This is a genomic window from Nitratidesulfovibrio oxamicus (assembly GCF_015731765.1).
Taxonomy (GTDB): Bacteria; Desulfobacterota; Desulfovibrionia; order Desulfovibrionales; family Desulfovibrionaceae; genus Cupidesulfovibrio; species Cupidesulfovibrio oxamicus.
The window spans coordinates 1-12,005 of sequence record NZ_VRYY01000650.1; the positions used below are offsets into that span (position 1 = coordinate 1).

Below are 12,005 nucleotides of genomic sequence, written 5' to 3' on the forward strand. Positions count from 1 at the left end.
AACGTGCTGGCCGCCCTGCGCGTCGTTGCCCGCGCCGCCGGAGCCCCCGGCATGGTGGGCGGCCAGGCGCTGGACATGGAATACACCGGCCGCACAGGCGTCACCCTGGAAGAAATGGCCGCCATGCACGCCATGAAGACCGGGGCGCTGCTGCGCGCGTCGTGCCTGTCCGGCGCGTTGCTGGCGGGTGCCGATGCCGACGCGCAGGCCCGCATTGCCGACTATGGCGCGCATATCGGCGCAGCCTTCCAGATCGTGGACGACATCCTCGACGAGGTGGGCGACGAGGCGGAAATCGGCAAGCCCGTGGGCAGCGATGCAGAGCAGGGCAAGACCACCTATCCTTCGCTGCTGGGCGTGGAGCGCAGCCGCGCCCTGGCCCGCGAACGGGCCGACGCGGCCATCGAACGGCTGTCGCCCTATGCCGGACCGGACGCCGACTTTCTGCGCAGCCTGGCCAGCTATATTGTAGACAGAGCCAGCTAGGGCTGTCGCTGAATTGTCTTTTCGTCCGTTGGTGTCGTCAAACTTCGCTTCGCCGCCCTTGTCCGTCAGGTTCGCAAGCTCGCCTGACGGTCAGGGCCCGGTCGAACACGAAAAGAGTACGCGCGCCGCGGTCGCCATCCGCCAGGTTGGCTTTGCTCGCCCGACGGATGGCGCACTCTTGTGCAACAGGCTTGTTTTCCTTGCCAACGAACGAAAATCCTGATTTGGAAACAGCCCCTGACGTCCGCCCACAACGCACTGCATCACCGGGAGCGCCCAGCGCGGCCCGATAACGGATATCCACGCATGACCGAGCAGCTACCGCCTTCCCGTTCTCCTCAGGGACAGCTTGTTGGTACGCCCCTTCTGGACTCCATCGCCAGCCCGCGCGACGTGGCCGGTCTGGCGCCCGAACAGGTGCAGCAACTGGCCGACGAGTTGCGCCAGCGCATCATCGCCACCGTGTCGCGCAACGGCGGGCACCTTGCCCCCTCGCTGGGGGTGGTGGAACTGACCATCGCCCTGCTGACCTCGTTCGACGCCGACCACGACAAGGTCGTCTGGGACGTGGGACATCAGGCGTACGCCTGGAAGCTGCTGACGGGACGCGCCGCCAGCTTCCACACCCTGCGGCGCGGCGGCGGCATCAGCGGCTTTCCCAAGATGGCGGAAAGCCCGTACGACCACTTTGGCGTCGGCCATTCCTCCACGTCCATCTCCGCCGCGCTGGGCATGGCCATGGCGCGCGACCTGGCCGGGGGCGACAACAACGTGGTGGCCGTCATCGGCGACGGCTCCATGACGGCGGGGCTTGCCTTCGAAGGGCTGAACCAGGCCGGGGCCATGGACCGCAAGCTCATCGTCGTGCTGAACGACAACGAGATGTCCATTTCCAAGAACGTGGGGGCGCTGTCGCTGTTCCTCAGCCGCAACCTGTCCAAGCGTTGGGTGCGCCGCATGAAGAAGGACATGGAAACCTTCATGCGTTCCATTCCCGGCATCGGCGAGGACATGCTGGGCTACGCCAAGCGCAGCGAGCACAGCCTGAAGGGGTTCTTCACGCCGGGCATGCTGTTCGAGGCGTTCGGGTTCAACTACATCGGCCCGGTGAACGGGCATGATGTCAAGGCGCTGACCCGCACCTTCGACATGGCCCGCACCCTGGACGAGCCGGTGCTGCTGCACGTGCTGACCCGCAAGGGCAAGGGCTACGCCCCGGCAGAGACCAATCCCACCCATTTCCACGGCGTGGGCCGCTTCGAGCCGGAAACGGGCAAGGCCGCCAAGCTGGCCGATGCCCCGGCACTGCCCAGCTTCACAGACGTGTTCGGCGAAACCCTGTGCATGCTGGCCGACGAGGACAAACGGGTCATGGCCATCACCGCCGCCATGCCCGAAGGCACCGGCACCAGCTGTTTCTGTACGCGCCACCCGGAGCGGTTCGTGGATGTGGGCATCTGCGAGCAGCACGCGGTGACCTTTGCCGCGGGCCTTGCCACGCAGGGGCTGCGGCCGTTCGTGGCCATCTATTCCACCTTCCTGCAACGCTCGTACGATCAGGTGGTGCACGATGTGTGCATCCAGAACCTGCCGGTGGTCTTCTGCGTGGACCGCGCGGGCCTGGTGGGCGAGGACGGCCCCACCCACCACGGGGTGTTCGATATTTCCTACCTGCGCCACATCCCCAACATGCACATTCTGGCCCCGCGCGACGAGGCGCAACTGCGCCACGCCATGCGCACCGCCCTGGCCCTGGATGGGCCTGTGGCCGTGCGCTACCCGCGCGGGGTGGGCACGGGGGCCGTGTTGCCCCCACGCGGCGAAGTGCTGCCCCTTGGCCGGGGCGAGGTGCTGAAGAAGGGCGACGGGCTGGCTGTCATCGCCTGCGGCAGCCGGGTGGCCCCGGCGCTGGAGGCGGCGGAACGGGTGGCCGAGGAATCGGGCCGCCAGGTCACCGTGTTCGACGCGGTGTGGGTGAAGCCGTTGCCGGAAGCGCAATTGCTGGAACTGGCCGCCACCCACGATGCCCTGCTGCTGATAGAGGAGAACGCCCTGGCGGGCGGCTTCACCTCTGCCGTGCTGGAATGTCTGGCCGACCACGGCGCGCTACACGGGCAGGCCATCCGCAGGCTGGGCGTGCCCGACCACTTCGTGGAGCACGGCAGCCAGAAGGAACTGCGGGCCAAACTGGGCCTGTGCGTGGACGGCATCGAGGAGACCCTGCGGGCCATGCTGGGACTGGGGTAGGGCGGGTTGCCGACTCAGCCTGGGACATCATGCAATGAACGCGGCGGCGGGAGGTCACTCCCGCCGCCGTTGGTTTGCGCAATGAGTCCGGTCAGCAACCCGGCGTGCACCGGGCTGCACGGGCTGGCTGCTCCCTACTCACGCATCTCCGCGATGATCGACTTCAGTTCCACGGCCAGCCGGGCCAGTTCGGTCACGGCCTGCGACGATTGGCCCATGGCTTCCGCCGTTTCCGAGGCGATGCGGTTGATGTCTTCCGTGCCGCGCCCCACCTGTTCGCTGGCGGCGGACTGCTGTTCGCTGGCCGCCGCGATGGCGCGCACGTTGTCCGAGGTGCGTTCCACCAGCCCCACGATGCTGCGCAGCGAGTCGCCGGAAAGGTTGGCGGTGCGCGTGCAGTCCACGATGGCGGCGGTGGTGTTTTCCGTGCTCTGGATGTTGGCCCGCGCGCTCTGCTGCACCGAGCGGATGTAGTCGCCCACCTGGCTGGTGGCGGTCATGGTCTTTTCGGCCAGCTTGCGCACCTCGTCAGCCACCACGGCAAAGCCGCGCCCGGCGTCGCCAGCCCGGGCCGCCTCGATGGCGGCGTTCAGCGCCAGCAGGTTGGTCTGGTCGGCGATGTCGGCGATGACCGTCATGATCTGGCCAATGCCGTCGGCCTGACGGCCCAGTTCGGTCATGTCGGCCTTCAGGGTTTCGGCTTGGCCGTTGATGGCGTTGATGGTGTTCACAACCGATTCCACAAGCCGCGCGCCCTCCTGGGCTTGCGAGCGGGCGGAATCGGCCAGGTCGGCGGTTTCGGCGGCGTTGCGCGCAACGCTGATGGAGGCGGCGTTCATTTCCTCCACGGCGGCGGCAGCTTCCGCCGTGCGGCCACGCTGCTCGTCGCTGCCGCGCGAAGACTGTTCGATCTGCGCGGCCAGTTGCTCGGACGCCGAGGCCAGCATGTTGGCCACTTCGTCGGCCTTTACCGCGGCATGGGCGATGCGTTTGTTCTGCTGCTCTATGCGGGCGTGCTGGGTCTTGATGTCCGTCTGGTCCGAAATCAGGGCAAACCCGGCAATGAGCGTGCCGTCCAGGTCGTACATGGGGGCGGCGTCAACGCTGGCGTGCAGCCGCGCGCCCTTGCGGCCCGTCAGTTCTGCCTGCACGCCGCGTTGGGCGCGTCGTTCGGTCAGGCATGTGCCGATGACCGTGGAATGGTTGTCGTCGCCGTAGAAGATGCGTCCCACCGGCACCCCGAGGAAGGCTTGCGGGTCGCCGTCGATCTGCATGTAGTCGAGGGTGGCGCGGTTGACGAACAGCACCCGCTGGTCTGGCCCGGCCACCACGCAGGGCAGGGTAATGCCGTCCAGCAGGCCCTGGGCAAAACCCAGCTTGTGTTTGAGTTCGCCCACCATGGTCCGCACGTTGTCGCCAAGGCTGCGAAATTCGTATTTGAAGTTCTGGTGCAGGACGGCCTTCAGGTCTCCCCCGGCCACGGCGCGGGTGAATGCCTCCATGTCCGACACAGGGCGGGCCACCAGGCGGCGCACAAGCAGCGAGATGACCCCGGCCAGCACCAGCAGCGCCGCCGCGCCAATGCCCAGCAGGGTGTTGCGCTGGGCAACGGCCGTACCGGCCAGTTCGTCGGTGTAGGCGCTCATGCACACCAGCCAGCCGGTGGTGGGGTCCGTGGTGACGGTCAGGTATTTGCGCTCGCCCTTCCAGTCGTAGAAGGCGTTGCCGTTCTTCATGGACAGGGCGGTGCGCACGAATTCGTGCTCGGTCACATCCTTGAGCATCATGGCCTTGTCGGGGTGCGCGATGATACGCCCGTTGGCGTCCAGCATGAAGCCATACCCGCGTTGGCCGAAGCTCAGGCCGTTGATGAAGGTGGAGGTGAATCTATCCCAACGCGGGAACACGCCCACCCCGCCGATGATCTTGCCATCGGCGTCGCGGATGGCCTGCACGGCAACGAAGACGAACATGCTGCCGTTGCCGGATTTGGCGGACAGGATGGACTTGCCGATGAACAGGTCCTGCCCGGCCATGATGGCCTTGTAATAATCGCGATCGGCACGGGATCCACCGGTCAGGTCTTCCTTGTCGGCATTTATGCCAGCCCGGACAACGCCCTTGTCATCGAACACGAGGACGGACCAGATGTTGGGGTCCGTCTGGATGATGTCCGCCATTCTTCCCTGGGCCGTTGCAGCGTCTCCGGTCAAGGCTTCCAGTACCAGCCGTTGTTTTGCGAGAGCCTTGATCGTCCCCGTGAAATTCTGGACGTACAGCGAAAGAGCGTCCCGGGAACTTTCTCCGGCTTGCTCCATGGAGTGTCGTTGCAGTTCAAGGGCCATGTCATATGAAGAACTGGTGACGTAGGAGATTATGGTGGCAAATGCGACGATGACTGCCAACATAACGGAAACTATGAATACCGGCGCAACGCTCTTTATGCTCATGACCACCCACCACATTGAATGCATTTTTAGTGTTGCAGGCATTCTATGTTTATCGCTAGTGGAGTGTCAAGAAATGGGGGCGCTACCTGGGTAATGGGGGAAAACAGAAGTTGCGTATCCTATAAAATTGATGTGCCGCTCGATATTTTTGTGGTGTTTTTCTGAATTGAAGCAGTAGCATTACAGTGATGTTACGAACAGGCGTATGCCGTTTTCAAGCATCTGCACGGCCATCATGATCAGCACGAGGCCCATCAATCGCTCCATGGCACGCATGGTGCGCGGTCCCAGCAGTCGGGCGATGTCCGGAGTGAAGGCCATGATTGCGGCGGTGGCCGTCCAGGCCATCAGGATGCCCGCCAGCACGTTGACCTGGGCCATCATGCCGCCCTGGGCCTGCCGGGCAAAGACCATTACCGCCGCCAGCAGCGAAGGCCCGGCGATGAGCGGCACGGCAATGGGCACGATGAACGGATCGTGGGCCACGGCTTCGGTGTCGCCCTCCTGCGGCGGGAAGACCATCTTCATGGAAATGATGAACAGGATCAGCCCGCCGGACAGGCGCAGGGTGGACTGTTCGATTTCCAGCATGCCCAGCAGCGCATCGCCCAGCGCGTGAAAACCCAGGATGATGCCGAGGGCGAACAGCAGTTCGCGCCGCAGGATGGCGCGTTGCCGGGCCTCTCCGTGTTCGCGCAGCATGCCGAGGCAGGCGGCGGCGTTGCCCACCGGGTCCATGATCAGGAACAGCGGCAGGGCGATCTCGAAGGCGGTGCGAAAGTTGAAGGCGTCGAACATGTTCATATCCGTCTTTGGGGCATATCCGGTGTAGGGGAAGGTTCGTTGCTCGCGGCGGTCCGGGCTGCCCGTGCGGCTGGGCTATGATCCGCTGCCGGGCCCGGCACGGCAGACAAACGGATTCGCCCGGCGGGGCCACGCTGTCGCGGGTGCCGCCGGGCGGAAACTGTCGGGCGGCGCCGCCGCGTGCGGCTATTCGTCGATTTCCATGTAGGTGGCCGATTGTGCGGCCTTTTCCGACACGGTGACGGAGTGCAGGCGCACCCCGTGCGGGGCAAGGCGCGGGGCCAGTTGCTGCCAGATGTGCCGTGAAAGGTTCTCGGACGAGGGGTTGATGGTGTCGAACGGCGTGACGTCGTTCAGGTTCTTGTGGTCCAGGGTGTCGAGCACCGCGTTCAGTTCGCGCTTCAGCACCTTGAAATCCAGCACGATTTCCGTGTCGCCGGTCAGGCGGTCGCCCTCGGCCACCATTTCCACGGCAAAGTTGTGGCCGTGCATGGATTCGCATTTGCCTTCGTAATGGCGCAGCGCGTGCGAGGCGCAGAACTCCGAGCGCACGGTCAGCCGCCAGATGGATTTCTTCACGGTGTGTCTCCTGAGCGATAAGGCCAAAGAAAGCGAAGGGGTAATTTGGAACTGCCCCTATTCGGGGCCTTCGGTCCAGTGTGCGATATCCGTCTCGAACGCCGGGCCGGGCTGCACCATCCACTGCGGGCCGAACTGCAACAGGCATTCGGACTCGTCCACCACCAGCCGCACGTTCACCGGCACGGGACCGCGATGCCGTTCCAGAATGGCGCGCAGGGCGGCAAGGCTGGCGGGCTCCACGCGGGGCAGGGGCATGTCGATGGTCACGGGCTGGTCGCTGGCGCCGCAGGCGCGGGCCAGCGGAATGACCTTGTCGCCCAGCAGCTTGATTTCGCGCGGGGTGTCGTCGTCTTCCTCGGACATGGGCATGGACCCGTCGCCGCCCCCGCCGCCATTCCTGCCGCCGTCGTCGTTCTGCTGCTTGCTGATGGTGGCCTCCAGCAAGAGCGGCTGGTCCGACTTCAGCAGTTCGCGGAATTCCGCGTAGGGTTCCGGAAAGAACACGCACTCGCCGGACGCGGTCAGGTCTTCCACCTGCAGGAAGGCCATGCGCGCGCCCTTCTTGGTCATGTGTTCCTTGATGCCGGTGACCAGCACGGCGGTCTTCAGCGACATGCCGGGGGCCATGTCCCGCGTTTCTTCCAGCGGGGTAAGGCGCAGGCGGAACAGTTCCTTGCGGTAGGGCTGGAGCGGGTGGCTGGTCAGAAAGAAGCCCAGCGCCTCCTTTTCGAAGCGCAGCTTCTGGTCGTCGTCCCATTCCTGGGCCTGCTGCTCTTCGCAGTCGAAGCCGATGCCGGGGCACACGGCGGGTTCTTCCGGCACCATGGTGAACAGCGAAACCTGGTTGGATTCCTTGTCCTTCAGGCGCTTCTGGGCCTTGCTGACCACGTTGTCCAGCGCGGCCAGCATGCCCGCGCGGGTGCAGCCCAGGCAATCGCACGCGCCGCCCTTGATCAGGCTTTCCAGCACGCGCTTGGTCACCTTGCGCAGGTTCACGCGCATGCACAGGTCCAGCAGCGAGGCGAACACCCCGCCTTCCTCGCGGGCATCCACGATTTCGCGAATGGCTTCGTCGCCCACGTTCTTGATGCCGCCAAGGCCGAAGACGATGGCCCCCTCGTGCACGGTGAATTCGCGGCGGCTGGCCTGCACGTTGGGCTGCAGCACGGCGATGCCCATGTCCTTGCACGCGGCCACGTACTTCAGCAGCTTGTCCTGGTTGCCCATTTCGGACGTGAGCAGGGCGGCCATGAATTCCGTGGGAAAGTGCACCTTCAGGTACGCGGTGTAGTACGAGATGAGCGCATAGGCGGCGCTGTGCGACTTGTTGAAGCCGTACTCCGCGAACTTTTCCATCAGGTCGAAGATTTCGTCGGCCGTGGCCTTGGGAACCCCGTTCTTCTGCGCGCCCTCCACGAACTTGATGCGCTGCTGGCCCATTTCCTCGGCGTTCTTCTTGCCCATGGCGCGGCGCAAAAGGTCGGCGCCGCCCAGGGTGTAGCCCGCCGCGATCTGGGCGATCTGCATCACCTGTTCCTGGTACACGATGACGCCGTAGGTATCGCGCAGGCAGTCTTCCAGCGTGGGCAGGGGGTAGGTGACGGGCACTTCGCCGTGCTTGCGCTTGATGAATTCGTCCACCATGCCCGAGCCCAGCGGGCCGGGCCGGTACAGGGCCAGCATGGCGATGACGTCGTCGAAGCAGGAGGGTTTCAGCATGCGCAGGTACTGGCGCATGCCCGAACTTTCCACCTGGAAGATGCCGTCGGTGTCCCCGCGCGAGTACAGTTCGTAGGTCTCCGCGTCGTCCAGGGACAGGGTGTCGAGGTCGGGCGGGGTCTTGCCCTGCCGGGCGATCTCGTCCAGCGAATCCTGTACCAGGGTCATGGTGCGCAGGCCCAGGAAGTCGAACTTCACCAGCCCGACCTTCTCGACCATCTTCATGTCGAACTGGGTGACTATTTCACCCTTCTTTCCCCGGTACAGCGGCAGGTAGTCGCGCATGGGCTTGTCGGACACCACGACGCCCGCCGCGTGGGTGGAGGCGTGGCGCGACAACCCTTCAAGCCGCATGGAAACATCCAGCAGCTTGCGGATCTGCGGATCGGTCTTGTACAGCGCGGCCAGGTCCGGCTCCGCGTCGATGGCCTTCTTGACCGTCATCTTCAGGTCTTCGGGCACCAGCTTGGCGATGCGGTCGGTCTCGGCAAAGGTCATGCCCAGGGCGCGGCCCACGTCGCGCACCACCGCTTTCGCCTTCATCTTCCCGAAGGTGGTGATCTGCGCCACCATGTCTTCGCCGTACTTCTCGCCCACGTACCGGATGACCTCGGTACGGCGGCGTTCGCAGAAGTCCACGTCGATATCGGGCATGGACACGCGTTCGATGTTCAGGAAGCGTTCGAACAGCAGGTTGTACGGGATGGGATCGAGGTTGGTGATGCGCAGCGACCACGCCACCAGCGAACCGGCGGCGGAACCACGCCCCGGGCCTACGGGAATGCCGTTGTCCTTGGCCCAGTTGATGAAGTCCTGCACGATGAGGAAGTAGCCGGGAAAGCCCATCTGGCCGATGACGTCCAGTTCCAGCTCAAGGCGCTTCCAGTACAGGTCGTGGTCGATGGTGTCGCGGTTGGGGTGGCGTTCCAGGCGGCGCTTCAGCCCTTCGCGCGAGAGGCGGCGGAACTCGTCCTCCAGGGTCATGCCCTCTGGCAGGGCATACACGGGAAAGACGTACTTGCCGAATTCGAACTTCACCGCGCACTGCTCGGCGATGCGCCCGGTGTTGGCCACGGCGTCGGGCACGTGGGCGAACGCCTTGGCCATTTCCTCCGGCGACTTGTAGTACAGCTCCTTGGTCTCGAAGCGCATGCGGCGCTCGTCGTCCACCTTGGCCTGGGTCTGGATGCACAGCAGCACGTCGTGGGCTTCCACGTCGCTGGCTTCCAGGTAGTGGCAGTCGTTGGTGGCCACCAGGGGCAGCCCGGTGTGGTCGGCGAGCTCGATGAGCTTCTCGTTCAGCTCGTCCTGTTCCTTCAGGCCGTTGGACTGCAATTCGAGATAGAAGTTGCCGGGGTAGATGGCTTCGTATTCGCGGGCGATGCGGATGGCGTCGTCCATGCCGCTGCGCAGGAGCGCGCGCGGCACCTGTCCGGCCAGGCAGGCGGAAAGGGCGGTGATGCCGCCCGAGTACTGGCGCAGCAGGTCCATGTCCACGCGCGGCTTGTAGTGAAAGCCGTGCAGAAAGCCGTGGGATACCAGCTTGACTAGGTTGTGGTAGCCTTCGTTGTCACGCGCCAGAAGCACCAGATGGTGGCGCACGCGGGCCAGCTCCGAGGTCTTGTCCGTGTGGTCGTTGGCCACGTAGACTTCGCAGCCGATGATGGGCTTTATGCCGAACTGCTTGCAGGTATTGTAGAAATAGACTGCGCCGTAAAGGTTGCCGTGGTCGGTGATGGCGGCGGCGGGCATGCCGAAGTCCACCGCCTTGGCGCACAGGTCCTTCAGGCGGATGGCCCCGTCGAGCAGGCTGTATTCGGTGTGGCAATGCAGATGAACGAAATCGGACATGGACGTTGGACGTGTTCCCGACAGGGCGGCGCAGGCCGGGCCGCTCGGGCGCGGTGCCTGGTCGTCTGTCTGTTCGCGTGTGAATACGGATGGTTGCCGCTTTGGGTGCCGCCCAGCAGGGTGGCGGCGGTGCCGTGACGGGGATGGCACACCCTAGCAGAAGGGGGGCGCACCCACAACGCCGGAATGGGGGCGGTGAGTCCCCGGCGGTGAGCCGATCGGATTGGGCGACCCGGTTGGGCCAGACGAGTGGGCGGGACGGGGAGCGGACGCGGATTTGCCGCGCGTCTTGCCCGGCAGATGGGGAATGCGTACAACCACGGCTGCCGCCGTAGTCAGCGGACGGCACAGGAGGTTGGCGTGTTCGATGTGACCATGGCCCATGCGGCCGCCGCAGCCACCGTGGCAACGGACGCGGGGCTGGGAGGGCTGGTTCTGGAAAAGGCGGGGCAGTACGTCCTGATCATCGGATTTTTCGGGGCCATAATCTGGTTTCTGCGTTTTCTTTATGGCCCCAAGGGCATATTCCGCGACCCGGCCTGGGACCGCTGGAACGACCAGGCCCGGCGCGAGGTGGAGCTTTCGGCGCAGGACGCCGACGCGCAGGCGCAGGCTGCGGGTTCCCACACGACTCTCCACGCCGCCCCCCATGCGGCACAGTCCGCCGGGACGGCAGCGCCTACCGACGGGGACCGGCGGTAAGCATGGACGCCCAGCGCGACATTTCCCGGCACGAGGCGTGGTTCGGCCAGTACGTGGATCGCTTTCTGACCGGCGATGCGGCGCATGACGCGCACATCGAGCTCAAGCGCGAACATTCCCTGCTGGTGCTGGGCAACGCCCGGGCCATCGTGTCCGAGGCCGTGGCGACGGGGACCATGGACGTGGTCAGCGCCCGCGCGGCCTTGCTGGGCGCGCTGTACCACGACATTGGGCGGTTCCGGCAGTATCGGCGCTGGCAGACCTTCAGCGATGCGCGTTCCACCAACCACGGACTGCTGGGCGGGCGCGTCCTGAACGAGGAACGCCCCCTGCACGACGAATCCCCCGCCGTGCGGCATCTGGCCGCCTGCGCCGTGGTGCTGCACAACCGTTTCGCCATTCCCGGCGGGGTTTCGCCGCGTGTCCGTCAGGTGACCCGCGTGGTGCGCGATGCCGACAAGCTGGACATCTTCCGGGTGCTGGCCGCCCACATGGAACCCGGCGGTCCCCGCGACGACGTGGTGGTGATGCACCTGCCGGAAGTGCAGGGGGCGTGGACACCCGCCGTGCTGGACGCGGTGCGCGCCGGACGCCTGGCCAGCTATGCGGACATGCGCTGCCTGAACGATTTTCGCATCCTGCTGTGCGGCTGGTGCTTCGACCTGGGGTTTGCCGCCTCGCGCAGGCTGCTGCGCGAATCGGGCCGGGTGGAACAGTTGCTGGCATGGCTGCCCGCTCCGGACCAGGTTCCGGAGATGGCCGAACTGCGTTGCCGGGTGCTGGCGGCGCTGCACGACGAGAACGACATGGCGGACTGCCGCCCCGGCATGACGGGTGACGCGGCGGAAACGCCGGAATCCGTGGCCCCATGATCCCATGTCCCCGTGCCCCCGTGTCCCGTAACCCGTAGACGGGTGCCGGCGGCGCGCTTGCCTCTGCCCGGTGTCATTGCGATGTGCCGTCCCGCATTGCCCAACCCTCCGGATTTTCCATGACCGCCGACCCGTATGCCCGCATCGCGGAATGGTACGACCTGCTGCTGAACCCCGTGCTGGACGGGGTGCGCCGGGCCGTGGCCGAGGTCTGCCGAGCCGAGGGGCTGCTGCGGGTGCTGGATGCCTGCTGCGGCACCGGTCGGCAATGCGCGGTGCTGCGCGGCGCGGG

At 65.5% G+C, this 12,005-nt stretch carries 8 protein-coding genes; 4 read left to right on the plus strand and 4 right to left on the minus strand.

Going from position 1 to position 12,005, the window contains the following annotated elements; all coding sequences use genetic code 11:
* The coding region (locus FVW20_RS16700) for a polyprenyl synthetase family protein (RefSeq protein WP_196610474.1) at window positions 1-486 on the plus strand (486 nt) is incomplete at its 5' end.
* Between the two features lie 306 nt (window positions 487-792).
* The gene (dxs, locus tag FVW20_RS16705; protein WP_231039193.1) at window positions 793-2,733 is read left to right on the plus strand and encodes a 1-deoxy-D-xylulose-5-phosphate synthase; all 1,941 of its coding nucleotides are present in this window, start codon (window positions 793-795) and stop codon (window positions 2,731-2,733) included.
* 134 nt (window positions 2,734-2,867) lie between these two features.
* Here the strand turns inward: dxs and FVW20_RS16710 are convergent, their stop codons facing one another.
* From FVW20_RS16710 to dnaE, 4 genes are all read right to left on the minus strand, one after another.
* Window positions 2,868-5,183 (minus strand): methyl-accepting chemotaxis protein, encoded by a 2,316-nt coding sequence (locus FVW20_RS16710; protein ID WP_196610475.1) that lies wholly within the window; start codon window positions 5,181-5,183, stop codon window positions 2,868-2,870.
* Window positions 5,184-5,363: 180 nt separating this feature from the next.
* Window positions 5,364-5,981, minus strand: coding sequence for a MarC family protein (locus FVW20_RS16715; RefSeq protein WP_196610476.1), 618 nt, complete (start codon window positions 5,979-5,981; stop codon window positions 5,364-5,366).
* A gap of 192 nt (window positions 5,982-6,173) precedes the next feature.
* Window positions 6,174-6,566 (minus strand): 6-carboxytetrahydropterin synthase QueD, encoded by a 393-nt coding sequence (queD, locus tag FVW20_RS16720; protein ID WP_012611286.1) that lies wholly within the window; start codon window positions 6,564-6,566, stop codon window positions 6,174-6,176.
* A gap of 57 nt (window positions 6,567-6,623) precedes the next feature.
* A complete protein-coding gene (gene dnaE / locus FVW20_RS16725) occupies window positions 6,624-10,139 on the minus strand; it encodes a DNA polymerase III subunit alpha (protein WP_196610477.1) in 3,516 nt (1,171 codons plus the stop codon).
* 360 nt (window positions 10,140-10,499) lie between these two features.
* On the opposite strand from dnaE, the gene FVW20_RS16730 reads away from it, so the two are divergent.
* Both FVW20_RS16730 and FVW20_RS16735 read left to right on the plus strand, forming a co-directional pair.
* The gene (locus FVW20_RS16730; RefSeq protein WP_012611288.1) at window positions 10,500-10,841 is read left to right on the plus strand and encodes a hypothetical protein; all 342 of its coding nucleotides are present in this window, start codon (window positions 10,500-10,502) and stop codon (window positions 10,839-10,841) included.
* Window positions 10,842-10,843: 2 nt separating this feature from the next.
* Entirely contained in the window at window positions 10,844-11,713 is an 870-nt protein-coding gene (locus FVW20_RS16735; protein WP_012611289.1) for an HD domain-containing protein, read from the plus strand.
* Window positions 11,714-12,005: the final 292 nt, after the last annotated feature.